Origin of the sequence: Streptomyces scabiei 87.22 (assembly GCF_000091305.1) — a bacterium.
In the GTDB taxonomy this organism is placed as follows: Bacteria; Actinomycetota; Actinomycetes; order Streptomycetales; family Streptomycetaceae; genus Streptomyces; species Streptomyces scabiei.
Genome location: NC_013929.1, coordinates 7,143,881 through 7,166,930 on the forward strand (window position 1 = coordinate 7,143,881; position 23,050 = coordinate 7,166,930).

Consider the following 23,050-nt stretch of genomic DNA (forward strand, 5'->3'; position numbering starts at 1 on the left):
CGCCGGGCAACCTAGGCCCCGCGCGAGGGGCCGGACGCCTCAGCCGGTGCCCGCGCCGCGCTCCTTGCGGATCTGGTCGACGACCCGGGCCACGTTCTGCCGCACGGCCTCGGTCTCGGTCAGGAAGTGCCAGTAGTCGGGGTGGCGGCCCTCCAGGGAGGCGATCGCGCGGTCCAGCCGGCCCACGGAGTCGTCCAGGGGGCGGGCGTGGCGCGGGTCCGGGGTGGAGCGGCCGGTCATGGCGAGCCGCTGGGCGTCCCGGATCGCGAACCGGGTCCGGTCGATCTCCTGCTGAGGATCCTTCTGCACGGCGTTCAGCCGCCGCAGCCGGTCCCCGGCCGCCGAGACGGCCTCGTCGGTGTGGTTCAGCAGCGCCCGTACCGTCGACAGCAGCGAGGTCGCGTCCGGCCAGCGCTGGGCGTCCCGCGCGGCCCGCGCCTCGCGCAGCTTCGCCTGGGCCTGCCCGACGTCCCGGGCGGCCTGGTCCGGCACCTGCTGGAGGTCCTGCCAGCAGGCCGCCACGAACCGCCGCCGCAGCTCGCTCAGCACCTGCGGCACCTGCTCCGCCCGGGTGCCCAGCGCCTCCGCGCGGGTCCGCAGCGACACCAGCCGGTGATCGATCTCGGCGGCCCGCTCCGGCAGCCGCTCGGCCTCCGCCCGCACGGCCTCCGCCTCGCGCACCACCCGGTCGGCCCGCTCCAGCGTCTCGCGCACGCCGTGCTGCCCCGCGCCCTGGTTGAGCTTGGTCAGCTCCGGCGCGAGCGCCGCCAGCCGGGCGGCGAGGTCGTCCGCCTTCAGCTCCGAGGCCCGTACGGCGTCCAGGGCGTCGGACGCGGCGCGCAGACCCTGCCGGGCGCGCTCCACCGCCGGGACCAGCCGGGCCAGCTGGGTCTCGGCCGTGCCGAGCAGCGGCCCGAGCCCCTGGGCGAACCGGTCCAGCTCCTGCTTGACCCGCCCCAGCTCGTCCCTGGCGGCGGTCAGCTCGGTCCGGGCCCGGGCGGCGACGGACGCCTCCAGGTCGTCCCGGTCCAGGTCGTGGGCGTCCACGGCGTTGATGTACTGCTGGCTGACCTCGTTGATGCGCCGCCCCAGCGCCTCGAAGCCGTCGACGGCCCGGCGGGCGCCGGGCGAGTCGTCCACCGCCGTGATCGTCTCTATCGAGATCCGCAGGTCGCGCTGGGCGGTGTCCAGCTCGTAGAACGCGGCCGCCGCCGCGTCCTTCGCCGCCTGCGCCTCGGCCCGCTGTCCCTCGGCGCGTCCTCCGAACCACCGGCGGGTACCGCCGCCGGCGAAGGCGCCGGGCAGCACGAGCACGGCGAGGAGGGGGAGGGCGATCAGGGCGAGCGCGTCCCGGCCGGCCGACCGCGCTCCGGCCGGTCGTGGTGCACGGCTGCGGGGTTGTGGTGCGCCCGGCACCATCGGTGTGTACGGCTCTGCAGGTGTCGCCGTCACTTCCCTCTCCCGTGCTGTCATCCACCCTGACCGGTTGCCATTCTCCCACCCGTCGAGGACGAAAACACGGGGCGTTCGGTTCGGGCTTCCCGGGCCCGGTTCAGTCCGAGTTCCGCACCGTCACCGAGCCGTCCTCGGTGTGGGCGCTCACCACGTGGGAGCTGTCCCGGTCACGGGGCACCGACACCTTCACGGAGCCGTCATCGCTGCCGGTCTCCACGCGGTACGACGCCTCGCGCGGCAGCCCGATGCTGATCGAGCCGTCGTCGCTGCGGGACTCCACCAGGTCCGGTACGACGCCGAGTTCGAGCGCGACGGAACCGTCCTTCGTGCTCACCCTGACGCTCCGTGACCCGATCCCGAGCGCGCGCACCGAACCGTCGTCGGTGTGCAGCTCCAGCGGCCCGGTGGCGTCGGTCACCCGTACACCGCCGTCGGCCGACCGGACCTCCAGCGGGTCCGCGAAGCCCTCGGCGGTCACGCTGCCGTCGTCGCTCGTCACGCTGACGGCGACCCCGCGCGGCACCTCGATGCGGTGCCTGGCCGCGCAGTCGGCGACCATGCCCGAGCACTCCAGCCGCAGCTTCAGCCGGTCGTCCTTCATCGCCCAGGTCACCCGCGGCTTTCCGCCGACCACGACCCGGCCCTCGAACCAGCGGGTCACCTCCACCTCGTCCCCGTCCGACGGGACCAGTTCGAGCGCCGAGTCGTCCGAGTCGACCGTGAGCGTCTTCCCTTCCAGGGCGAAGCTGCGGTGTTCGGGGTCCCTGTCCTCCCCGGCGTCGGCCCCGCACGCGGCGACGGACGCCATGAGCGCGACGGCGAGGCCGGCGACGACCGCCGTGCCCCTGCGTGAGCCGCGATCCGTACGGGCCGTGCGCGCGGTGCGTGTCATGACGATCTCCCCCTGGGGTTTCCGGACCTCCGTCGTCCTTCGACCGTACGGAGCGGGCGTCCTCGCCGGGATCCGGGCGGCTCCCGGAACGAGGGTGGGGATAACCCCCGGCAATCGGTTTGCGGGGCACTGCCTCGCGCGATGTAGGCTGTCGACTCGTACTCGGGCGTGTAGCTCAGGGGTAGAGCGCCTGCCTTACAAGCAGGATGTCGGCGGTTCGAAACCGTCCATGCCCACCGCGGACGACGAAGACCCCGGCCGACCGGCCGGGGTCTTCGTCGTGTTCAGGACTCGCGGGTGTGCTTCAGCCGGGTCCGGGCGTCGACCTTCTCCTCCGTGGCGACCTCCGCCCAGAAGCGGTGGCAGCTCACGAAGACCGCGAGTTCGCGCTCGCGCTCGCGGAGCTTCTCCACCTCGGCCTGTTCGTCGGGAGTCCAGCCCGGGGAGGCGGGACGCTCGATCTTCCGCCAGCCGTTGTCGTCACTGAAACCGTCCAGGGGTTCGACCGACCAGGGCAGCCGCTTCAGCAGTGCCAGGAGCTCGGCCCGGACCTGATGCAGCTCCTCCTGACCGGCGAGGAGGTCGCTGGGGAAGTCATAGGTCTTAGCCACGCGGCAATGCTACGCCTGTTCGATTTTGGGATGCGAGTTCCTTCCGGCACTTCGGGGCGGGCTTCACGCGGACGGGTGACGCGACGAAGCGGAACCTCAAGGACCGGGCTTCGTACCCAAGTCCGGCCTTGGGTACGGTGCCCGTGTGACCCTCGACGATCTGCGCGTCTTCGTCGCCGTCTGCCGGGCCGGGAGCCTCAGCGCGGTGGCCCGTGACCTGGGCTGCACCCAGTCGGCGGTGAGTCAGCACGTACGGCGGCTGGAGCGCGAGACCGGCGTCGGACTCGTGGAGCGGCAGGCCCGCGGGGTCGTGCCCACCCGGGCCGGACGGGTGCTCCAGGAAGCGGCGGCCGAGGGCATCACCGGCCTCGACCTCGCGCTGCGCCGGCTGGCCGAAATGGTGCGGGGCGACGGCGGTGTCGTACGGATCGCCACCGGCGGCACGACCGTGCGGCACTTCATGGCCCAGGGCATCGTCGACTTCCGGCGCACGTACCCGGACGTGGGCCTGGAGTTCCAGACCGTGCGGTCCAGCGCCGGGTGCCGGGACGCGCTGGCCGACCCGGCGCGGGACCTCGACCTGTCCTGGCTGACCCTCGGACCCGCCGTGCGCGGCATCGAGCAGCGGGCCGTGGCGGAGCTGCCCTGGGTGCTCGCGGTGCGCGCCGACGACGAACTCGCCGCACGGGAGCGGGTCGAGGGTGCGGACCTGAACGGGATGCGGCTCATCGGACTGCCGGAGAACTCCACCTCCTACGCCCATCTTCACGCCGCCTACCGGGAGTTGGACATCTCCGTCAGCTCCTCCGGTGCCGGGGTCGCCGACTGGGACACCGCGATCCTCCTCGCCGAACTGGGCGTCGGACCCGCCGTGGTCCCCGCGCTCCCGGGCTGGACGGGCCCCGGCCGGCCCGGGCTGCGCTTCGTCCCGGTCCCCGACCTGCCGCCGCTCACCGTCGGATGGGCCGTCCGGCGCTGGGAGGCACTGTCCCCTCCGGCCCGCGCCTTCGCCGACACGGTGGCCCGGCACGCGGTGCGGGTGGGCGGCGGGGTGCGGGGCGTGTAGGAACCCCGGCTCCCGGCGGGACGGACGCGGGGCGGGTGCCGTTCAGTGACCTGCCGCCCGCAGGTCCGCCACCACCTCGGCCGCCACGGGGACGGGGACGCCGTGCCGCTCGGCCGCGCGGAGCAGCGCGCCTCCGATCGCGTCCAGTTCGAGGGGGCGGCCTGCCTCGGCGTCGCGCTGCATGGATGACTTGGTGGCCGGCGGGAACGCGTCGTAGCGGGCGAGCACCTCGGCCGGGTCCACGGGGGCGCCGGCCGCCGTGGCCACCGCCGCCGTCTCCTCCACCAGCGCGGCCAGTCGCGCGCGGTGGTGCGCGCGGACCTCGCCCAGGGGCAGACCGTGACGGGTCGTCAGCAGGGCGAACGGGGCCAGGAACGACATCTTCGCCCACAGCACCGCCGTCTCGCCCGCCAGGACACGGGCGCTCACGCCGGACCATTCCAGGGCGCCGGCGAGGGAGTTGAGACGGCCCGGGGGGACCGCGTCGCCGGTCAGGTCGACCTCCGCGAAGGGGCTGCCGTGTTCGATGACGCCCGGGGCCACGCGGGTGGACTCGACGCGGACGGTGGCGGGGGCGACCGGGACGGCGTCGCCGTAGTGGGCACGCAGGAACGCCGGGTGCTCGACGCCGTTCAGGAACGGCACGACCAGGGTGCCCGGGCCCAGGGTCTTTGCCGGGAGCCGGTCCAGGGCGGCCGCCAGGGTGGTGTGCTTCACCGCGACCAGGGCCGCGTCGACGGGTTCGGCGAGTCGCGGCGCGGTCTCCACGCGGGCGGTGAACTCGCCGAAGCGGGCGCTCCTCACCTCGATGCCGTCCCGGTCCAGGACCTGTGCGGTGGCCTCCCCGGCCAGACAGATCACCCGGTTCCCGGCACGGGCCAGCAGCGCGGCGAGCAGACCGCCCACGCCGCCGGGGCCCAGTACCGCCACCGTGAGCCGATCGTTCGTCATGGTCCCTCGTTTCTGCCGGGCGGTTCGCAGCGGCCCGGTGATGATCACAAGGTGTGGAGGGGGAGTCAATCCTCGGGTGACCTTGCCGATACCCAAGGGAATGCTGGGGAGAGGCGGTGACCTGGGCGGTCGGCCCGGGGTTGCGCGGTCGTACGCGCGAGACTGGGGGCATGTGCCGCAGCATCAAGACCCTTCGCCCGCCCGTCCTGCCCGAAGAGGCCACCGAGGACGACATCCGTGCCGCCGCCCTGCAGTACGTCCGCAAGGTCTCCGGCTTCCGCGCGCCCGCCGCCCACAACCGCGAGGTCTTCGACCATGCGGTGGAGGCGATCGCGGCGGCCACGACGGAGCTGCTGGACGGCCTGGAGGTGCGGGGCGTCCCGCGACGGGCCGGGTAGCCCTGCTGTCCCGTGTCCGTCGGCGGCCGGGCGTCAGTCCGCGGCGCGAGGGTGGCGCATGAAGTACGCCGCCGCGGCTCCGGCGCCGAACAGGGCCGCCAGGGACACCGCCGTCGCGAGCCAGGTCGCGCCGAGCCACTGCGCGCCGAGCCAGCCGAGGGCGACGCTGTAGGCGGCCCAGGCGAGGCCGGCGACGGCGGACCAGGGCAGGAAGTCGCGGACGCGGCGACGGGCGGCGCCGGCGCCGAGAGAGACGACGGAACGGCCGGCCGGGGCGAACCGGGCGACGACGACCAGCAGACCGCCGCCCCGGGCGAGCGCGGCGCCGAGACGTTCCTGCGCCGTGGTCAGGCGTCGGGAACGGGCCACGGCGCGGTCGAGCCAGGCGCTGCCCCGCCAGGCGAGCCGGTAGGCCACCAGGTCGCCGAGTACGGACGCGGTCGCCGCCGAGAGCATCAGCACCAGGATGTCGGGGACCTCGCGGGCCATCGCGCCCGCCGCCGTCTCGGCCGCGGCGGCCGTGGCCACCGCGACGACCAGGACTCCGCTCGGCAGCACGGGGAGGAACACGTCCAGCACGATGGACACGCCCACGACGGCATAGATCCATGGGCCGACGGCCAGCCAGCCCAGACTCTCCAGCACCGCGCACTCTCCTGTTTTCCCCCGGTGTCACGTAACCCGTGACAGCCGAACAGCGTACGCCCCGGGTGGCACGGAAGGACCCCTGGGGCTCATGTGTCCGTCACACCGTGTTGGTTCGGGTGGTGTGCGGGATGGGAGCGGGCGAGGCGGGAGTGGGGGGTGCGGGGAGGGAGCGGGGCGGGAGCGGGTGGGGAGGGAGCGGGTGGGGCCGCCGGGGGTGCGTGGCATCCTCCGGCGGCCCGTCGTGCCGGTGGTGACGGGTGGATCAGGCGGCCACGGGGGCCTTGCCCGAGCTGGTCCTGCCCTCGGACGCGCGCTGGCGCCGGGTGAGCAGCTGGTCGAGGCCGAGACCGCCGGAGCCGGTGAAGAGCAGCAGGAACATGGCCCAGCAGTAGAGGGCCGCGGCCTCGCCGCCGTTCTGGGACGGCCACAGGGCCTGTGGCTGGTGGACCTTGAAGTACGCGTACGCCATGGAGCCGGAGGCGATGAACGCCGCCGCGCGGGTGCCCAGGCCGAGCAGGACCAGTGTGCCGCCGACCAGTTGGATGACGGCCGCGTACCAGCCGGGCCAGCTGCCCGCGGCGGCGGTGGCGCCCTGCCCGTCCACGCCGCCCAGGACGCCGAAGAGGCTCTTGGCTCCGTGGCAGGCGAACAGCAGGCCGATGACGATGCGGAACAGTCCGAGCACGTATGGCTGGGCGCGGTTGAGGCGTCCGGTCATGTGGGGGACTCCTTCGGTAGTGACCCGGTCCTTGTGGGACCAGTGGGGACGGTTCTTACCGGTGAGTCACCCACGGTAGGCAGGGCCGCTCGATACTTACAAGTTCAACATCTGGCCAGCTCTGAACGGGTCCGCCGGCCCTTCCAGGTGGTGTCGCCGCACGTAGAACCGCTCGCGCCACGGCATCCGCGTCCGAAAGTGTGACCGAATCAACGCCCGGCCGGGCGCCCGCCGCCGTCACCCAGTGCACTCCCTCCGTGGGCACACCGAACGCGAACCTCCGTGCGTGCGCGCAACCTTGACGGTCCATCAGCCGGTAGGGCCGAGGCGTCACGTCCAGTCCGCCCGTCTCGTACCCGTCCGTCCGGTGCGGGCGGCATGCTCCGGTCGCGAGCAGTCCGGCGAGCAGTTCGTCGGCGGTCCTGCGCAGATCCGCCTCGGGGAGCCGGGCCTCGACGACCGTCGTCACCCGGACCGCCGACCCCGGCACGTCGGGGGAGCGGGCCAGCCAGGCCCCGTCGTGCGGCCGTACGTCGAGCCGGGGGCCGAGCACGGTCAGCACGCCCGCCTCGATCAGCGCGGACATCTCCTCGACACGGCTGCGGGGCGGACCGATCGAGAGGAAGGCGTTCAACGGCGTGTACCAGCGGTCCAGATGGTCGCGGCGAGACACTCCCGCCAGCCCGCCGTGGTCCACGATCAGCCTCAGTTCGTTGCGCAGGTCCCGCAGGACGTCCAGGGCGGCCTTCACCGGCCCGTGGACGTTCCCGAGGGCGGCCCGCGCCGCGTCCTCGCGCAGGTACTCCAGCAGCCAGCGCTCCCACTCCGCGGGGTCCGCGAACTCCCGTCCCGTATACGGCCGCGCGATCCGCTCCCACGACCACCGGTCCGCCTCCGCGACCCCGAACTCGTCCAGAACGGCCGCCTCCCGGGCCGAGCAGTGGGGTGCGGCGAGGAACCGGTCGCGGAAGGGGAGGGGGGACGGGCCGTACGCGGGCGAGCCGAGCGCCCCCCGCCGGTCCGACGCCCTCAACAGCCCCTCGTAGTAGACCGTTTCGACCTCCTTCGCCACCAGCGGCCATATCTCCGCCAGGAAGTCGGGCGCCTCGCCGGAGTCCGCGCGCTTGCGGAACGAGGCGACGACCTCCGGTGTCAGGACGAGCGGGGTGTGGCGGCCGTAGGGGCCCTTGGCGTTGTCCCCGCGTGCCTGGTACGGGACACCGCGCCGGGAACCGGCGTACAGCCGCGGCTCCCGGCCGGAGCGGACGTACCGCAGACCCCCTCGGCCGGCGTCGGGCGCGAAGCGGCCGCCCCGACCGGTCGTGAACAGCGCCATGTGGTCGAAGAAGTTGAGGCCGAGACCCCGCAGGAGGACCGGTTCGCCGGGAGCGACGGGGGAGAGGTCGAGGTCGGCCGGGTTGGCCGGCGGGACGTGGCGCAGGCCGTGGCGGGCGGCGTACCCGGCCGTCTCCCGTTCCGGCCGGTCCGGGACGGTGGGCAGATGGCCCTGGGCGAGGACCACCGCGGCGAGGCCGGTGAGCACGCGCCCGCCGGCGAGCGTGAGCCGCTGTCCGCCGCTCGCGTCCCCGGGGTCGTCGTCGAGACCGACCGCGCGGGTGCGGTGCACCTCGACCCGGATCCCGGGCGGGGCGCCGCGCACCACCTCGGCGAAGACCCACTCCAGATAACGCCCGTACAGCGCCCGCGTCGGATAGTCGTCGGGACCCAGGGCCTCCCGCCCGCCCGGCTCACCCGCTCCGTCCGTGTCCCGTACCCGGGAGGTGACCCACTCGTACAGGCTCGGGCCCGGACGGATCGGGCCCGAACAGTCCACGCTGTCGTCGGTGAAGAGGGTGACCTGGGAGGCCACCGTGTTCATCAGCAGGTGCGGGGACTGGGCGGTGCGCCAGACCTGGCCGGGACCGGGCGGTGCCGGGTCCACGACGTGGACGGTCAGCCGGGTGCCGGGGCCGAGCAGTTCGGGGGCGGAGGCGCAGAGGCGTTCCAGGACGCTGGTGCCGCGCGGGCCGGCGCCGACGAGAGCGATGCCGATGTCGCTGGTCCCTGGGAAACCTGGAATGTCCGGCAAGGGGGCAACTCCCGTGCGTGTGGGGCGCATTGGTGGGGCGCGGCGCGGCGGACCGCCCGCCGGGAAGCGGACGGTCCGCCTCATCATGCCGCCGGACGACACGGGAACAGGGCTCCTGGCCCCTCGGGCACGCCAGGTGTGGGATGCCTCACGAGCATCTCGGGCAACAGGGGCAACAACCGCCCGGAAACGGTCGATTGGGGAACCAGGAGGGTCCGACGAGGGCTCCGGGAGGGCCCCAGAAGGGCCCAAGGAGGGTTCAAGGGGTGAGGGCGGAATCCGATCCCGTCTCCATCCGTGCCCCGCCGTTCCGCCCGGCCCGCGCGCGGTCGAGCCGCAGCCGTGCCGAACGGCCGCGCAGCGTCAGCGTCATGAGGTGGTTGCCGAACCAGGGGCCGTCCGTCCGGCGCCAGTCGATCGACGGCCGCGCGCCCCGCCCGTGCCGCCCGAACCACCGGCCGAGCGCCCGCCCCGTCCCGCTCCAGCCGAAGCGGAAACCCAGCTTTATCGTGAGCGGGATGGAGTTGTGCACGGGGGAGCAGGTGAGCTGGAGGACGCGCGCGTCGGGGACCGCCGGACGCCCCGGAACGCCGTCGCGGGTGTCCTTCGGCCACGACGGTTCGGCGACGTACGCGTGGTGCACGTCCCCGGAGAGCACCAGCACCGTCGCCGGGGCGTCGGCCCCCGAACCGGCCTCGGCGATCAGCCGGGTCAGGTCCTCGAAGGAGGAGGGGAAGGCCGCCCAGTGCTCCAGGTCGGCGCCCCGGCGCAGCTTCTCCCCGAACCGCGCCCAGCGCTCACCGCGCTCGCCCCGGCACAGTGCCGCGCTCCACGCCTCGGCGTCGTGCACGAGGTGGGGCAGCAGCCAGGGCAGCGAGGTGCCGATGAGCAGATGGTCGTACGACCCGCGGGCGTCGAGCGCCTGGGTGCGCAGCCACTGCGCCTCGCCCGGGTCCAGCATCGAGCGGTTCCGCTCGTCGAGGACGCGGGCGGCCCGGCTGTCGAGCATCAGGACGCGGACGCGCCCGAAGTCCCGCCGGTAGCTCCAGCGGACCGAGGCGGGGTCCCGGTCGGCCGCGTCGGCGTGGGCGCGCAGCGCGTCCGTACCGTCGGGGGTGGCGCGCACGGCGGCGTGGAGGGGGTCGGCGGCCAGTTCGGCGGGGGAGAGGTTGCCGAGGTGCTGGTGCACCCAGTACGACATCAGGCCGCTCAGGATCCGCTCGCGCCACCAGGGCGTGGCCCGCATGTCGGCGAGCCAGGACTCGCTGGTGTTCCAGTCGTCGATGACATCGTGGTCGTCGAAGATCATGCAGCTGGGGACGGTGGAGAGCAGCCAGCGGATCTGGGGGTCGAGCCAGGACTCGTAGTAGAGGTGGGTGTACTCCTCGTAGTCCGCCACCTGGTCGCCCGGCGGCTCCGTCAGGTCGCGGCGGGCGGCGAGCCAGCGGCGGGTGGCCTTGGAGGTCTCGTCCGCGTAGACCTGGTCGCCCAGCAGGAGGAGGACGTCGGGGCGCTCGGCGTCCGGTTCGGCGGCCAGCCGGACCGCCAGGGTGTCCAGCGCGTCGGGGCCGACCGGGTCGGGCTCCCCGGCGGGCGGCGCGGCCCAGCGGCAGGAACCGAAGGCGACCCGGACGGTGTCGCCCTCGGACGGGGTGCGGATCTCCGGGGGCGGGAAGGGGGAGCCGGGCTCCGGCCATACGGGCGTGCCGTCCAGCAGGACCTCGTACGCCGACGCCGTGCCCGGCGCGAGGCCCGTCACCGTGACCAGGGCGTAGTGGTGCCCGGCGATCTGGAACGTGCGGGCCTCGCCGCGCCCGCCGCCGGCGCACCGCACCTCGGCGGCGCACGGACGGCTCGCCTCGATCCACACGGTCGCGGACGAGCCGTCCACATAGCGAAGCAGGGGTCCCAGGCGAAGCCCGGTCATCGCGATCACCTTCCTCCGTCGCCCCGTACGGTACGGAACGACGGAGGCGATCGGCGAGGTTCCGGACCATATTGTCCGGGCGGGGCGGGCGACTCGCCGGGCGGACGGTTCAGCAGCTCGCCAGATAGCTGGTGAGGGCGCTCTTCTCGGCGGAGTCGACGGAGAGGTCGTAGTAGTACTTCACCTGGACCCAGGCGCGGACGTAGGTGCAGCGGTACGCCGTGCGCGACGGCATCCACTCGGCCGGGTCCTGGTCGCTCTTGGCCTGGTTCACGTTGTCCGTGACGGCGATGAGCTGCGGGCGGGTGAGGTCGTTGGCGAAGTTCTGGCGCTGGGCGCTGGTCCAGCCGTCCGCGCCGGAGTCCCACGCCTCGGCCAGCGGCACCAGGTGGTCGATGTCCAGGTCGGAGGCGGCGGTCCAGGTGGCGCCGTCGTACGGGGAGTACCAGCTGCCGCTGGTGGCGGCACAGGCGGAGCTGGTGACGACGTTCGTGCCGTCGCGCTTGAGGACCGTCTCGCGGGTGTTGCAGGTGCCGCTGATGGTGATCCAGTGGTTGAACAGGTCCCGGTCGTACCCGGTGCGGTCCTCGGTCGCCACGGTGAGGGTGGCGAGGTAGGAGCGGGCGGTGGCGGCGCTGACGGGGGTCGGGAGCGCGGCGGAGGCGGTGGGGGCGTTGAAGAGCGCGACGGAGGCTATCAATCCGCTGAGCGTCGCGAGTATGCTGACTCGTCGACGCGCGTAGAACCTGCGCATGTGAACTCCTTGTGGGGCCGGGGGTGTTGGGCGGGGCGTTGGGGGCGCGCGAATGAAGGGTCGCGTCGTCGTGTTACCGGCGGATGTGCGTCTGGTGAGAAGCTAGTGACGTGGGCATGACAGGACAAGGGGTGTGGCGGTGATTGTGCCGCCGGGGGCCTCCGGGCGGGCGGGTCTGTCCTGCGGCCGCGGGTCCGGTGGGGGTCGGTCGCGCAGTTCCCCGCGCCCCTGAGGGGTCGGGTCCTGTGGGCCGGGTAGCGGCTGCGGGTCGCGCCGCTTCCGGTTCGCCGCCCGTGCGGGGGTGTTCTGTGGCCGCGGGTCCGGTGGGGGTCGGTCGCGCAGTTCCCCGCGCCCCTGAGGGGTCGGGTCCTGTGGGCCGGGAAGCGGCTGCCGGTCGCGCCGCCTCCGGTTTCGCCGCCCGTGCGGGTGTGTCTCAGATGCTTGTTGACGGAGCGAGCGCCCCCGAGGATGCCTGCCGCCCGAGCGAGCGCCCTGAGGGTGCTTCGCCGCCCGTGCAGCCGCCCCACGGATGCTTGCCCCCCGTGCGGCGCCCCGCGGATCCTTGCCGCCCGAGCCAGCGCCCTGTGGGTGCTTCGCCATCCGTGCGGCCGCCCCGAGAGCGCTTCGCCACCCGTTTCGGCCGTTCTGGCGCTTCGCCGCCCGCGCGGCCGCTCCGAGGGCGTTGCGTCACCCGTGCGGCCGTCCCGATTCTGCGCCGCGTACTATGGACGGCGCAGAAGGGGAGTAGCTCTTCGCCCGAGAACTTCTGCAAGGCACTGCTCTTGGCTATGGTCTCGGCATGCCCATCGCGCCTGAGTTCCTGAGCCTCGCCTACCCAGGTCAGGAGTTCCCCGCCTACCTGTACGGCCGCGCCTCCCGCGACCCGAAGCGCAAAGGCCGCAGCGTCCAGTCCCAACTCGACGAGGGCCGAGCCACGTGCCTCGACGCCGGCTGGCCGATCGCCGGCGAGTTCAAGGACGTCGACCGATCGGCCTCGGCGTACGCCCGCCGGACGCGCGACGAGTTCGAGGAGATGATCGCAGGCATACAGGCCGGCGAGTGCCGCATCCTCGTCGCCTTCGAGGCGAGCAGGTACTACCGCGATCTGGAGGCGTACGTACGATTGCGCCGCGTCTGCAGAGAGGCCGGCGTGCTGCTCTGCTACAACGGCCAGGTCTACGACCTCTCCAAGAGCGCGGACCGCAAGGCCACGGCCCAGGACGCGGTCAACGCAGAGGGTGAAGCCGACGACATCCGCGAGCGGAATCTGCGCACGACTCGCCTGAACGCCAAGCGCGGCGGCGCCCACGGGCCCGTCCCGGACGGCTACAAACGCCGCTACGATCCCGACTCCGGCGACCTGGTCGACCAGATCCCCCACCCCGACCGCGCCGGACTGATCACGGAGATCTTCCGGCGCGCCGCTGCGGCTGAACCCCTGGCCGCCATCTGCCGTGACCTCAACGAGCGCGGCGAGACCACGCACCGCGGCAAGGCGTGGCAGCGGCACCACCTGCACGCCATCCTGCGCAACCCCGCCTACATCGGCCACCGCCGGCATCTGGGTGTCGACACGGGCAAGGGCATGTGGGCACCCATCTGCGACGACGAGGACTTCGCCGAGACCTTCCAGGCCGTCCAGGAGATCCTGTCGCTCCCCGGCCGCCAGCTCTCCCCCGGGCCCGAGGCCCAGCATCTCCAGACCGGCATCGCCCTGTGCGGCGAGCACCCCGACGAACCGCCCTTGCGGTCGGTCACGGTCCGCGGCCGCACCAACTACAACTGCTCGACCCGGTACGACGTCGCGATGCGCGAGGACCGGATGGACGCGTTCGTCGAGGAGTCGGTCATCACCTGGCTCGCCTCGGACGAAGCCGTGGCCGCGTTCGAGGACAACACCGACGACGAGAGGACCCGTAAGGCCCGGATCCGGCTGAAGGTCCTGGAGGAGCAGCTGGAGGCGGCCCAGAAGCAAGCCAGAACGCTGCGCCCTGACGGCATGGGCATGCTGCTGTCCATCGACTCCCTCGCGGGCCTCGAAGCCGAACTCACCCCCCAGATCGACAAGGCCAGGCAGGAATCCCGGTCCCTGCACGTGCCGGCCCTGCTGCGGGATCTCCTCGGCAAGCCCCGGGCCGACGTCGACCGGGCCTGGAACGAGGCGCTCACGCTGCCGCAGCGCCGCATGATCCTGCGCATGGTCGTGACCATCCGCCTCTTCAAGGCCGGCAGCCGAGGAGTTCGCGCCATAGAGCCGGGCCGGATCACGCTGTCGTACGTCGGCGAGCCCGGCTTCAAGCCGGTCGGCGGCAACCGGGCCAAGCAGTAGCTACGCCAGCGCCATGGGGAGCGTCGGCGCCGCGAGCAGCGGGTCGGGGGCCGGCGCGGGAGGGAACGGGCGGCGCTTGAACCAGATCTGAATCCAGAGCCCGTCGCCGCCGAGACGTAGCAACAGGTCGTTCATGGCGTCCCGCAGCTGGCTGGTGCAGTAGCGGTCGCTGACCAGGTGTATGCACCAGCCGTCGTCCTCGGTCGGCATGACCGCGCGCCCCGAGGGCATCAGGTCCGCGGGCACGGTCTCCCAGCGCAGGACGCATAGCCGGAGGCCCTGCGCGGGCCGTGCCATACGCCCGTCATCAGTCCACCGCTGTCGCCACAGCCCATGCACGACGCAGTGGTTGGTGACCCTGGTGAACTGGTCGAGGAGCGGCTCCTCGGCGTGATCCGGGTGGAGGATGAACTCGATGCGGCCCGGCTCTCCCGGCTGGCCCGGCTGGTCCCTGATGTCGGCCAGCCTGCCCTCGTCCAGTTCCCCAGGCTTCGCCAGCCTGTAGAGCGCGTGCTGCTGCTGTGGCGTGTAGGACACGGCGGTCCACCCCCTGCGCCACTGCCCGAGTGCGGGCAGCGCTTTCCTATGTTGCGTCCGTCGCTGCCAGGCGAGGAACCATCATGCACAGGGCGGTTACTTTTGGCCACAGTCTAGTCACTGGGAGCAGATGACGGGTCTTTCAACTGGCCTTATGCGCGCGGGTAGTTGCGCTACGGACGAATTTCCGCCATCAGCGCCGTGGGGCCTGGCGGTACAGGCGCATCAGGTTCTGCACCTTCGCCATGTCCTCGGCGTCCAGCTCGCCGGTGACAACCGCTCTCACCTGACCGTCCTCGCTCCAGACCGTATGGACATCCATGAACTGGGCGCCGGCCGCCTCTTGGACCTCGCCGGGGTCCAGGTCCAGGGCGTTGGCGAGTGCCTCCAATTGCGGATACTCCGGATGCTCCGACGGGTCCAGCGCGGCCCGCTCCAGACGGTCCAGCCAATCGGCCTCGACGAGCCGTTCCTCGCGGCGAGGGTCGACCGTGGCCGCCGCTACGGCCTCCAGGCTCAACCCCACCTCGGTGCGACGGGCGCGCAGCAAGTCGGAGAGGTCCGTGCGCGTGGCGTCGGCGGGCGGCGCAGCCTCTTCGAGGTCCTGGCGCGCGAGGCGCATGGCTTCATCGAAGCCCTCGGGGCTGACGCCGAGTTCCCTCGCTGAGGAGCGCACCACGCGACGCAGGGCCTCGCTGGGGGAAAGCGCCTCGGCTGCCAGCGGCGTCTCTGCCTGGCCTTCACCGGTGGCTGGCTGAAGGGAGCTGGGATCGCCCCCGGCGAGGATGGCGTAGACGCTCCCCGGGGCCCACTTGAGAACGGCATCGAGTGCCCTCGCGGTGAACTCGGTCGGTCGCGATTCACCACGACGGATTGCGCGCAGTGCCTCGTACGTGATGCCCGCGGCTTCCGCGAGGTCACGCCACTTCAGCCGCAGTTCGAGGCGGCGCTGATTCATCGCCTCGTCCAGCCGCTCGTGCGGTTCCGGCATTGGCACCCCTTCTGACCAGCGAAACGCAGGATAGCGCAACCCGTCGCCAGCCTGCACTTGCCTCAACTTGTGTAAACCTGCGTTCGGAGGCTTGTGCGTCTGCGTAAACCTGCGCTAACTTGTGGTTCATGCCCAGTGGAACCACAAGTCGAGTGAAGCAGCAGCGGCTGATGCGGGGGATGACTCAGCAGGATCTGGCCGATAAGTGCGCGGAGGCTGGCGTGCACGTGGACGAGTCGCACATCAGCCGAATCGAACGCGGGATCTATACGCCGCGTCCCAAGCTGCGTGCCCTCCTGGCGGAGCTCCTTGAGCTTGACGTCAGCGACTTCGGGCACGTCATGCAGCCGGATGCCATGTCCGGGAGCGCGGCGTGACGCGCGAGGAGCGGCACCGCATCCTCAGCCCCGCTGAGATCGCGGACGCCCAGGGCCAGGCCCGGCGGGCGGTGAGCACGGTCGGTATCCCGCGGGAGCTGATCGACAGGCTCCGGCCGATTCTCGCCCCCGCCGCCAAGGCGATCGCTGCGGACGAGATCGCCTCGCCCGCCAAGGCCGCCTGAGTACAGCAAGTCGGGGCCGGCCCCGGCCCTACCCGGAGCACGACCCCTACGGCACATCCACACCCAAAACCCTTCTCAGGAGTGGATCACCTTGACCACATCTTCCCATCCGTTCGGGTTCCACATGCCCGGCCCGATGCCGGCACCGGTACCGCTGCACCAGGCCCCGGCCGCGCAGGCCGCCGTGGCCGTACCGGTCGCCACCCCGCCTATCCACCGGGAGCCGCTGCCCGTGTGCGTGACCTGCGGCGGCAGGCGCGGCCCCCTCGTCCCGCGCGGTGACCTGTACGACTTCGGCGCGGAGGTCCTCATCTGTGCCTCCCGTGACTGCACGCCCGGCCCGCTGGAGCCCGCGTTGCTGGCCGGCCCTCCGGCCGCGCAGCCCCGGCCGCCGGTCACGCCGGCGCCCGAGGCGGACGTGGCCCGCACGTACGACGCGGCGACCGTCGAGGCGATCGCGCAGTCGGCTCGCGCCCAGGAGCGCGCCGAGATGCGTGCCGAACTCAGCAACGCCGCCGAGGCCGCGGAGGCGGGGGACTGGTTCCACGCCGCCTGGCTTGCCACCGCGCCCCTGCAGGAGGGCTACCGGGCCGTGCGACAGCTGATCGCGGGCCGCCGCCTCGATGACTGGCTGTCCGTGTCCGAGGTCCTGCGGGCGGTCGAGGGCAAGGCGCCCGCTTCGGTTCCGCTCACCGTCACCTGGGACGGCCAGGTGTCCGGCTCCGAAGAGGACCGGCCGGGTGAGGCCACGCTCGTGGGCTGCACCGCCGCGCTCGGCGGGTCCGCGGTCCTGGCCCTCGACGACGACCAGCGCGTAGACCTCGCGGTGCGGCTCCTCGCCACGGTGCCCGCTGCCGTGCGCTGCGGCAACACGTGCTGCGGGACCCCGACCCGCGACCTGGTCGAGTCCGACCCGAAGTTGTGGGGTGGCATCGTCCTCGACGTCGTCGGCACCACCGGCGGCAGGTGCTGGTGGTGCTCCCCGGCCTGCGCGATCGCCGCGATGAACACCGCCGGCGCCGGGCTGGCGGCCGCCGACCAGCTGAGCGCGGTCGACCCCGCCCAGCAGGCCCCCGCCGTGCCCGCCGAGGCCGAGGGGATGGCCGACGACGGCGAGGCGCACTGCGCGCGGTGCGGCTGCTCCGCGCGGCAGCGGTGCCCGGGCGGCTGCTACTGGGTGCTCAATGCCGCCCTGATCGTCGTGTGCTCGTCCTGCGCGTCGCCCCAGGAGCTGGCGTACGGCGCGTCCCGGCCGCAGGGCGGGCAGGGGGCCGACGCGTGATCACTCTCATTCTCGGGATGCTCGGCGGCTGGGTGCTGTTCGCGCTCGTGGCCTACCTCCTCGACGGCCAGGCCCACGGCCGCCGCTGGATGGGCGGTGCCCGATGAGCGAGGCGATGAACCTGGTCCAGCTCGCCCTGGCCACCTTCACCGAGGGCACCGCTGCCCTGGCGGACCCGGACAACGGCACCGCCGCGGAGGAGAGGGAGCGGTTCCTGCAGTACGCCCGGTCGCACGCGGCCATGACCCTGTCCGAGGCCGCCGGCGAACTGGTCTGGCAGTACGTCACCGAGGGCCTGCCGGACCAGGTGGAGGAAGCGCGCGCGGTCCTTGCCCCGGGGCGCCCCGACTATCTGCGCTACCGCCTGGACCACTCCGTCGAATCCGTCGAGGTGGCCTTCGACCTGGTCCAGCCCTGTTTCGCCTGCGGCACCGACCGTGTGTCACCCGTGACCGGCCTGTTCCACCTCGGCGAACTCCTCCACCAGGAACCCCACCCGGACCCGGACCCCGCCGGACAGCCCGGGCCGGGACCGCTCGCGGCGTCCGAGGCTCTGGACGCCCGCACCTGGGACGTGTCCCGCCTGTTCCGGCGTCTGATGTCCCGGCACCCGGACGCCGGCCTGACGATTTCCAGCATCGTCTGTATCGCCTACGCCGAGACCGACGGCAGCACCCAGCTGGAGATCCAGGCCGCCAGCGCGGACGCTGTGCGTGAGGTCGCGGCCGGCATCGGCGCCGAGTTCACCTCCCGCCACAGTGACACACCCGGTCCGTACGGCGCCGTTGTGGAACACGCCAAGGCCAAGGGTCGCCTCGGTGCTGACATCGAGGTCTCCGTGCGCGGCTACACCCGGCTCACCGATGACGAGGCGGCCGTCTGGCGCGCTGAGCAGGGCCAGGCCGTCGAGGCCGAGGCGCAGACGGCGGGGGTTGGCGAGTGAGCGCCATCGAGGAGACGACCGCGGCCGCCGAGGCCGGGAAGGACACCCACGCGGGCGGCGGCCAGCCGACCGCGGCGGGCGGAGTTCACCCGGCGCCGGCGCTCACGGCCCAGGTGCTGGCGCAGCTGCGTACCGCGGGCCTGGTGCTGCCGCGCGGCCCCTACCCGGGCCGTCCGTGGGCGCCGCGCACCGACGCGGAGACCCATCTCCTGGCCGAGTCCCGCCGGTTGGACCGTGCGCGGCAGCAGCTGCTCGCCGAGCTGGGCCGCATGCGCCACGGGACGCCTCACCGGACCGCCCGCGAGGTCCGGAAGGCCGCGGTGCGGGCCGTGCAGCGCCACGCCGCCGACTGTCCGCTGAGCGGCGGCCAGCTCGCTGTGCTGGCGGGCGCCGCGATCGGTGAGCGGCCGGAGGAGACCGCCGCCCGCCTGGACATGCCCCTCGGCACGCTCAGAAGCACCCGGGCCCGGGCCCTGGACCGGCTGGGTGCCCTGAACATCACCCACGCGGTCGCCCTGGCGGTGGCCGCCGGGTGGATCCGCCCGCGGGCCGCCGACGGAGGTGACAGCGCATGACGACCGACCCCAGCGTGCAGATCGTGAACGTCCTCCTCGGCCTGGCGGTCGGCGTGGCCGTCATCGCGGCCCTGAGCATCCTCCGGCGCCACCGCTACCAGCGCCCGCCGTCCGAGGAGCCGTACGCGGGTTTCCAGTCCGGCGCCCGTGACGCCGGTACGGGGGAGTTCGTGCAGCTGGAGTGCGAGGGCCACTGCCCCGGCAGGAAAGCGCACGAGATCACCGGCGACGGCGGCGCGACCTGCGTGCTCTGCGGCACCCACCGCGCCCTCCCGGACGCCGTCGACGACCCGGCCTGACCCGCCCTCGATCCGCCGGGCGGGCGGACGTGACCTGACACCCGTCCCGCCCGCCCGGCCACCCACCACCGACATGGAGACACCATGCGTCGCCCCACCGTGCGTCGTACCGACCCACGCCTTGAGACCATGACCAAGGCCATCGAGAGCCTGGTCCCCGGCTCGACGCCGGCATTCCTGACCGTCACGGTCACCGAGACGCTGCCCGGCACCGCCGGCCACGACGGACAACCCCACAAGCACACCTGGACCGGCCGCCCCGACGAGGTCGCCGAGCGCCAGTTCACCGCCCTGTACGGCCGCCCCCGCACCGAGACCGAGGTCAGCCCGCTGGACCCGGCCGAGACGGATTGGATGCCGTCTGCCCGCTGGTACCCGCTGCGCCCGGGCGATCTGGTCCACATCCACTACGAGGCGGGCCTGGCCGGCGTGCCGGCCGCGTTCGGCGAGACGTACATCGTCGGAGACGCCGGCACGCCCGGCGACCCCGTGCCGCGGCTGCTGAGCATGGTGCTGCTCGCGCACACCCTGCCCGACTCCACGCCCGAGGACGACGTCAAGAACCTGACGGGCTGCTACGAGGCCGAGGCCGCCGATGACCCGCTGTACGCCCCCTGGTTCGAGGCCAAACCGCATCGGCTGACGATCGTCCGCGACGGCCGCGTCGTGCACGACGGGGGTGCGAAGTGACGTACAACCTGGCGCCCAAGGGCGCGCCCTGGTTCGAGCACCTGACGGACAGCGTCCGCGCCCTCGGTGAGGCCGCTCGGGAGTGGCAGCTGGCCGACCGCGCGGCCTCCCTCAACGAGGCCCACGTGGGCATGGAGCGGAGCGTCCTGCACGAGGGCCGCACCACCCACGAGCCCGGCCCCGACACGGTGCCCCTGCACCGCCGGACGTACGACAACCGCCGCCCGCACGTGTCCGCGTGCTACGAGCTGCAGCGCCTCTACCGGGAGCACCGCAGCCGCACCCGCCGCGGGTACCGGGACACGGCGATGCTGTACGCGTCGGGTGCCGCGTGGGCGATCACCCAGGCGCAGACCGGCCGGGAGCCCCACCAGGTCGTGTTCACCCTCGACCACTACGAGCGGCCCGCACCCATCCCGCACGGCTACGGCATCGAGTGCCTCGGCCCGTACGCGGGGGCGAAGGAGCTGGCCGCCGCGTACGAGCAGTTGCGGTCCATGCACCTGGCCGAGGACATCTCCGAGGAGATCGCGGGCCGCCCCGACCACGAGGTGACCGAGCGCGACGCCAGCGACATGTGGGAGGCCGGCGACTACGCCCGCGGCCTCCCGGATGCCGCCTACGCCTACGGCCGTCTCCTTGAGCGCGCCCTGCAGTACACACTCCTCGGTCCGAAGAACGCCCACCGTCGGCAGCTCGCCGAGCAGCGCGCCGCCGAGCAGGCCGCGGCCGCCGACGAGGCCGAGGGAGGCAGCCGGTGAGCGCCGTCGACCAGCACGCCGAGGCGCACCGGCTGCGCGACGAGGACGGCTACGGCGCGCGCCGGATCGCGGCCGAGCTGGGCATCACCCGCCACGCGGCCACCCGGCTGCTCGCGCAGCCACTGCCTCAGCCGGTGGCCGACCAGGTGGCCGAAGTGGCCGCCGAGCGGCTGCCGGTGGCCGACCAGGTGGCCGAAGTGGCCGCGCAGGAACGGCCGGTGGCTGAGCCGGTGGCCGAACTGGCCGTCCCGGAACGGCCGGTGGCTGCCCGGGTGGCTGAGGTGGCCGACCAGCGGCCGCCGGTGGCCGTGGGGGCGGTCGTGCCGTCCGGCCAGGTGGCTGAAGCGACGGGAGTGGCGCGGCTGTTCCGGCTGCCGGGGTCGCGGAGTCCCTGGCTGCAGGTGGATCTGTCCGGCCGGCCGTGGCTGCTGCGGGACCTGATGCGGCTGGTGCGTCTCGGCCTGCAGATCCCGCACGTGGTCGACATCGCCGTGCGGAGCTTCGCGGCCGCCTATTGGGAGGCCGTGACCGGCGGCCACCTGGCCCCGGGCCAGTCCTACGAGGTGCAGACCCGCGTACGGCCCTGCCGCCACGCCACCTGAGACCGGCCGCCCGCCCGCCCCCTCTGCGGGGCGGGCGGCCACCCCGTCGGCCACTGGCCGACCACTGGCTGAGGAGGACCCGTGCCCAACCGCCGCCGCCAGCCGTGCGACGTCCCGGCCCTGCCGCACTCCCTCAACTCGCGGCTGTACCCGAGCGGCTGGAAGTGCGACCGCCACAGCCCCTGGGGCAGGGCCGGCCACGACAGCCCCACACCCCGCGTCAAGACACAGCCCGAATCGAGGCCCGCATGACCGAGACCAGACAGCCCGTCCCGACCCCGGCCGCAGTGGCCGCGCTGCCCGTGCCGTACGAGCGGACCCGCTGGGAGGCCGCGGTGCTGGCCCGGCAGTTGCACTACCGCACCCTCGCGGTCGCACTGATCCTGTCCCACCACGCCGGGCCCGGCGGGATCCTCGCCGAGGACGGCATCCAGCGCACCGGCCGCATGCGCGAGCTGACCATGATCAGCTCCGAGAACATCCGCCAGGCGCTGCGCTACCTGGAGGTCCTGGGACTGCTCGTCCGTGTCCCGCTCAGCGCCAGCGCGCCGCGCGGGGTCGCCCGGGGGATCGTCCTGACTGTCCCGGCCCGGCACGAGCGGCCCCCGCATCCCGGGGAGCGCCCGTGAGCGACCAGGTGCGGCACGTGCCCGGGCAGATCGAGTTACTGCCCGACGACCCACCGCGCTACGGCGGTCCGGCCGCGGTGCCGGCCACGCCGATCACCACGTCGGGGCGCACCGAGTTCACCGTGCGCTGCGAGTCCGGCTGCGGCGAGTACCACCGCCACACCGGCCCCGGCGTACGCACAACGCCGTGCGGCGCCACCTACACCGTGCCCGCCCTCACCGGCCCTCAGGAGTCCCCGCCTTGACCTCGCCACTCCCGGACGGCATCCGCCCGTGACCCGTCCGCCCGCACGCCCGGCCTGGCCCCGTCACACCCCTGGTGACGGGGCCGGTGGCGTGGCGTGGGCGGGCGGCCCCGCATCCACGACGACCAGGACCAGGAGCATCGTGTCTGACACCGAGCTGGAGCCGAACGCTGGCGGCAGCGTGGCGCACAACTGGGGGAACGCGCTCGCCCGGCGCTGGGCCCCGGAACTGCCCCGGCCGCTGACCCAGGGGTTCCTCACCTGCCTGTACGCGCTGCGTCAGCTCGCGTCCGCCGACGGCCAGTTGAAGTACGCGCGTGACGGCAAGGGCATCACCCTCGCCGAGATCACCGCCGCCTGCAGGTCGAGCCAGAAGGACGTGCGCGCGTTCCTGACGGCCGCGATCGCCGCCGGGGTCGTGACGACCGTCGGAGCCCGCCGCAGGGGCGTGGCGGCCGTCTACTGCCTGCTGGTGTCCCCCCGGCCGAACTGGGCCGCCGCGGCCGCCGTCGTCGACAACCACCGGCGCGGCAAGACCACCACCCGCGAGCCCGCCGAGGAGCCGACGAGTTCGGTCCACAGTGGACCGACGTCCCAGGCCCCGAGTTCGGACCACTGTGGACCCAACTCCGCCGCGGCAAGTTCGGTCCACAGTGGTCCCTCGGAGTTCGGTCCACAGTGGTCCCGCGAGTTCGGTCCACAGTGGTCCCACCACCCAGGTATTACCCATGAACTACCCCATGAGGATCTGTCTGTAGGACCTCAGGTGCGGGATGCGCGGGGGCGCGAGAGCCATGAGCGGGCCGAGGACGCCTCGACCGCCGAGGCCCGTCCGCTGCGCGCCGTCGACGGCAAGCGCTCCGGCGCACGCCCGGCTCGCCCGTCCGGGCAGATGCCGCTCCTGATGACCGTCCCGGCCCCTCACGACCCCCAGGAGCCTCCCGCAGGCCCCAGCGCGGGTGATCACTCGATCGGAGGGCCCCGAGACGGCTGGAGGGCCCTTGTGGCCCGCGAGCGCCCCGACGACGCCCAGGCCGTCTACGGCGACCGCTGGACCGGCACCCACGCCCACCACCTGCCCGGCAACACCGGCTGA

Annotated in this window: 27 protein-coding genes and 1 tRNA gene; 17 read left to right on the forward strand and 11 right to left on the reverse strand. The window is 73.3% G+C overall.

Annotated elements, in window-relative coordinates; genetic code table 11:
• Positions 1 to 39: 39 nt before the first annotated feature.
• Together SCAB_RS30775 and SCAB_RS30780 are read right to left on the reverse strand one after the other, a co-directional pair.
• The gene (locus tag SCAB_RS30775; protein ID WP_037725191.1) at positions 40 to 1,452 is read right to left on the reverse strand and encodes a hypothetical protein; all 1,413 of its coding nucleotides are present in this window, start codon (positions 1,450 to 1,452) and stop codon (positions 40 to 42) included.
• Positions 1,453 to 1,552: 100 nt separating this feature from the next.
• A complete protein-coding gene (locus tag SCAB_RS30780; protein WP_013004010.1) occupies positions 1,553 to 2,347 on the reverse strand; it encodes a DUF4097 family beta strand repeat-containing protein in 795 nt (264 codons plus the stop codon).
• 164 nt (positions 2,348 to 2,511) lie between these two features.
• Between SCAB_RS30780 and SCAB_RS30785 the strand changes: the two genes are divergently transcribed.
• Positions 2,512 to 2,583: transfer RNA gene (locus tag SCAB_RS30785), tRNA-Val, on the forward strand.
• 48 nt (positions 2,584 to 2,631) lie between these two features.
• Here SCAB_RS30785 and SCAB_RS30790 read toward each other — a convergent pair.
• Entirely contained in the window at positions 2,632 to 2,958 is a 327-nt protein-coding gene (locus SCAB_RS30790; protein WP_013004011.1) for a hypothetical protein, read from the reverse strand.
• Between the two features lie 145 nt (positions 2,959 to 3,103).
• Here SCAB_RS30790 and SCAB_RS30795 point away from each other — a divergent pair, with 145 nt between their 5' ends.
• Positions 3,104 to 4,024, forward strand: coding sequence for a LysR family transcriptional regulator (locus SCAB_RS30795; protein ID WP_013004012.1), 921 nt, complete (start codon positions 3,104 to 3,106; stop codon positions 4,022 to 4,024).
• A 42-nt stretch (positions 4,025 to 4,066) separates the two neighbouring features.
• Here the strand turns inward: SCAB_RS30795 and SCAB_RS30800 are convergent, their stop codons facing one another.
• A complete protein-coding gene (locus SCAB_RS30800; protein ID WP_037725268.1) occupies positions 4,067 to 4,975 on the reverse strand; it encodes a ketopantoate reductase family protein in 909 nt (302 codons plus the stop codon).
• Positions 4,976 to 5,145: 170 nt separating this feature from the next.
• Here SCAB_RS30800 and SCAB_RS30805 point away from each other — a divergent pair, with 170 nt between their 5' ends.
• The gene (locus tag SCAB_RS30805; RefSeq protein ID WP_013004014.1) at positions 5,146 to 5,373 is read left to right on the forward strand and encodes a DUF2277 domain-containing protein; all 228 of its coding nucleotides are present in this window, start codon (positions 5,146 to 5,148) and stop codon (positions 5,371 to 5,373) included.
• Between the two features lie 33 nt (positions 5,374 to 5,406).
• On the opposite strand, the gene SCAB_RS30810 is transcribed toward SCAB_RS30805, so the two are convergent.
• The 5 genes from SCAB_RS30810 to SCAB_RS30830 all read right to left on the reverse strand — a co-directional run bounded on the left by SCAB_RS30810 (position 5,407) and on the right by SCAB_RS30830 (position 11,509).
• Positions 5,407 to 6,018: a DedA family protein gene (locus SCAB_RS30810; RefSeq protein WP_013004015.1), complete on the reverse strand. Its 612-nt coding sequence runs from the start codon at positions 6,016 to 6,018 to the stop codon at positions 5,407 to 5,409.
• Positions 6,019 to 6,283: 265 nt separating this feature from the next.
• Positions 6,284 to 6,739 (reverse strand): DoxX family protein, encoded by a 456-nt coding sequence (locus SCAB_RS30815; protein ID WP_013004016.1) that lies wholly within the window; start codon positions 6,737 to 6,739, stop codon positions 6,284 to 6,286.
• Positions 6,740 to 6,794: 55 nt separating this feature from the next.
• The gene (locus SCAB_RS30820; RefSeq protein ID WP_013004017.1) at positions 6,795 to 8,828 is read right to left on the reverse strand and encodes an FAD/NAD(P)-binding protein; all 2,034 of its coding nucleotides are present in this window, start codon (positions 8,826 to 8,828) and stop codon (positions 6,795 to 6,797) included.
• A gap of 259 nt (positions 8,829 to 9,087) precedes the next feature.
• Entirely contained in the window at positions 9,088 to 10,755 is a 1,668-nt protein-coding gene (locus tag SCAB_RS30825) for an alkaline phosphatase D family protein (RefSeq protein WP_013004018.1), read from the reverse strand.
• A 109-nt stretch (positions 10,756 to 10,864) separates the two neighbouring features.
• Entirely contained in the window at positions 10,865 to 11,509 is a 645-nt protein-coding gene (locus SCAB_RS30830) for an HNH endonuclease family protein (protein ID WP_013004019.1), read from the reverse strand.
• A 799-nt stretch (positions 11,510 to 12,308) separates the two neighbouring features.
• On the opposite strand from SCAB_RS30830, the gene SCAB_RS30835 reads away from it, so the two are divergent.
• On the forward strand, positions 12,309 to 13,838 hold the full coding sequence (locus SCAB_RS30835) for a recombinase family protein (protein ID WP_013004020.1): 1,530 nt from the start codon (positions 12,309 to 12,311) through the stop codon (positions 13,836 to 13,838).
• On the opposite strand, the gene SCAB_RS30840 is transcribed toward SCAB_RS30835, so the two are convergent.
• On the reverse strand, positions 13,839 to 14,375 hold the full coding sequence (locus tag SCAB_RS30840; protein WP_013004021.1) for a hypothetical protein: 537 nt from the start codon (positions 14,373 to 14,375) through the stop codon (positions 13,839 to 13,841). It lies immediately after the preceding gene.
• Between the two features lie 193 nt (positions 14,376 to 14,568).
• Complete coding sequence (locus SCAB_RS43855) at positions 14,569 to 15,366, reverse strand: helix-turn-helix domain-containing protein (RefSeq protein WP_013004022.1); 798 nt, start codon at positions 15,364 to 15,366, stop codon at positions 14,569 to 14,571.
• Positions 15,367 to 15,518: 152 nt separating this feature from the next.
• Between SCAB_RS43855 and SCAB_RS30850 the strand changes: the two genes are divergently transcribed.
• The 13 genes from SCAB_RS30850 to SCAB_RS30905 all read left to right on the forward strand — a co-directional run bounded on the left by SCAB_RS30850 (position 15,519) and on the right by SCAB_RS30905 (position 23,050).
• Positions 15,519 to 15,743 carry a helix-turn-helix transcriptional regulator gene (locus SCAB_RS30850; RefSeq protein ID WP_013004023.1) on the forward strand — a complete coding sequence of 75 codons (225 nt, stop codon included), beginning with the start codon at positions 15,519 to 15,521 and terminating at the stop codon, positions 15,741 to 15,743.
• Positions 15,740 to 15,928 carry a hypothetical protein gene (locus tag SCAB_RS30855; RefSeq protein WP_013004024.1) on the forward strand — a complete coding sequence of 63 codons (189 nt, stop codon included), beginning with the start codon at positions 15,740 to 15,742 and terminating at the stop codon, positions 15,926 to 15,928. The genes SCAB_RS30850 and SCAB_RS30855 overlap by 4 nt, the downstream gene beginning before the upstream one ends.
• A 91-nt stretch (positions 15,929 to 16,019) precedes the next feature.
• Complete coding sequence (locus SCAB_RS30860) at positions 16,020 to 17,210, forward strand: hypothetical protein (RefSeq protein ID WP_013004025.1); 1,191 nt, start codon at positions 16,020 to 16,022, stop codon at positions 17,208 to 17,210.
• Between the two features lie 103 nt (positions 17,211 to 17,313).
• Positions 17,314 to 18,153, forward strand: a complete 840-nt coding sequence (locus SCAB_RS30865) for a hypothetical protein (protein WP_013004026.1) — start codon at positions 17,314 to 17,316, stop codon at positions 18,151 to 18,153.
• Positions 18,150 to 18,728, forward strand: a complete 579-nt coding sequence (locus SCAB_RS43860) for a helix-turn-helix domain-containing protein (RefSeq protein WP_013004027.1) — start codon at positions 18,150 to 18,152, stop codon at positions 18,726 to 18,728. The genes SCAB_RS30865 and SCAB_RS43860 overlap by 4 nt, the downstream gene beginning before the upstream one ends.
• Positions 18,725 to 19,027, forward strand: coding sequence for a hypothetical protein (locus SCAB_RS30875; protein WP_013004028.1), 303 nt, complete (start codon positions 18,725 to 18,727; stop codon positions 19,025 to 19,027). Before SCAB_RS43860 ends, SCAB_RS30875 begins: the two co-directional genes overlap by 4 nt.
• 84 nt (positions 19,028 to 19,111) lie before the next feature.
• Positions 19,112 to 19,717 carry a hypothetical protein gene (locus tag SCAB_RS30880; RefSeq protein WP_148274238.1) on the forward strand — a complete coding sequence of 202 codons (606 nt, stop codon included), beginning with the start codon at positions 19,112 to 19,114 and terminating at the stop codon, positions 19,715 to 19,717.
• Positions 19,714 to 20,478 (forward strand): hypothetical protein, encoded by a 765-nt coding sequence (locus tag SCAB_RS30885; protein WP_013004030.1) that lies wholly within the window; start codon positions 19,714 to 19,716, stop codon positions 20,476 to 20,478. Before SCAB_RS30880 ends, SCAB_RS30885 begins: the two co-directional genes overlap by 4 nt.
• Positions 20,475 to 21,080, forward strand: a complete 606-nt coding sequence (locus tag SCAB_RS30890) for a hypothetical protein (RefSeq protein ID WP_013004031.1) — start codon at positions 20,475 to 20,477, stop codon at positions 21,078 to 21,080. Before SCAB_RS30885 ends, SCAB_RS30890 begins: the two co-directional genes overlap by 4 nt.
• Positions 21,081 to 21,161: 81 nt before the next feature.
• Positions 21,162 to 21,332 carry a hypothetical protein gene (locus SCAB_RS47440; RefSeq protein WP_158512268.1) on the forward strand — a complete coding sequence of 57 codons (171 nt, stop codon included), beginning with the start codon at positions 21,162 to 21,164 and terminating at the stop codon, positions 21,330 to 21,332.
• Positions 21,329 to 21,709 (forward strand): hypothetical protein, encoded by a 381-nt coding sequence (locus SCAB_RS30895; RefSeq protein WP_013004032.1) that lies wholly within the window; start codon positions 21,329 to 21,331, stop codon positions 21,707 to 21,709. The genes SCAB_RS47440 and SCAB_RS30895 overlap by 4 nt, the downstream gene beginning before the upstream one ends.
• On the forward strand, positions 21,706 to 21,954 hold the full coding sequence (locus tag SCAB_RS30900; RefSeq protein WP_013004033.1) for a hypothetical protein: 249 nt from the start codon (positions 21,706 to 21,708) through the stop codon (positions 21,952 to 21,954). The genes SCAB_RS30895 and SCAB_RS30900 overlap by 4 nt, the downstream gene beginning before the upstream one ends.
• 142 nt (positions 21,955 to 22,096) lie before the next feature.
• Positions 22,097 to 23,050 (forward strand): hypothetical protein, encoded by a 954-nt coding sequence (locus SCAB_RS30905; RefSeq protein ID WP_041669853.1) that lies wholly within the window; start codon positions 22,097 to 22,099, stop codon positions 23,048 to 23,050.

Bases quoted from the DNA above. Each gene is read 5' to 3' on its own strand.
- SCAB_RS30780 (WP_013004010.1), bottom strand. From the start codon at position 2,347: ATGACACGCACCGCGCGCACGGCCCGTACGGATCGCGGCTCACGCAGG.
- SCAB_RS30800 (WP_037725268.1), bottom strand. From the start codon at position 4,975: ATGACGAACGATCGGCTCACGGTGGCGGTACTGGGCCCCGGCGGCGTG.
- SCAB_RS30805 (WP_013004014.1), top strand. From the start codon at position 5,146: ATGTGCCGCAGCATCAAGACCCTTCGCCCGCCCGTCCTGCCCGAAGAG.
- SCAB_RS30815 (WP_013004016.1), bottom strand. From the start codon at position 6,739: ATGACCGGACGCCTCAACCGCGCCCAGCCATACGTGCTCGGACTGTTC.
- SCAB_RS30825 (WP_013004018.1), bottom strand. From the start codon at position 10,755: ATGACCGGGCTTCGCCTGGGACCCCTGCTTCGCTATGTGGACGGCTCG.
- SCAB_RS30830 (WP_013004019.1), bottom strand. From the start codon at position 11,509: ATGCGCAGGTTCTACGCGCGTCGACGAGTCAGCATACTCGCGACGCTC.
- SCAB_RS30835 (WP_013004020.1), top strand. From the start codon at position 12,309: ATGCCCATCGCGCCTGAGTTCCTGAGCCTCGCCTACCCAGGTCAGGAG.
- SCAB_RS43855 (WP_013004022.1), bottom strand. From the start codon at position 15,366: ATGCCGGAACCGCACGAGCGGCTGGACGAGGCGATGAATCAGCGCCGC.
- SCAB_RS30865 (WP_013004026.1), top strand. From the start codon at position 17,314: ATGAGCGAGGCGATGAACCTGGTCCAGCTCGCCCTGGCCACCTTCACC.
- SCAB_RS30875 (WP_013004028.1), top strand. From the start codon at position 18,725: ATGACGACCGACCCCAGCGTGCAGATCGTGAACGTCCTCCTCGGCCTG.
- SCAB_RS30880 (WP_148274238.1), top strand. From the start codon at position 19,112: ATGCGTCGCCCCACCGTGCGTCGTACCGACCCACGCCTTGAGACCATG.
- SCAB_RS30895 (WP_013004032.1), top strand. From the start codon at position 21,329: ATGACCGAGACCAGACAGCCCGTCCCGACCCCGGCCGCAGTGGCCGCG.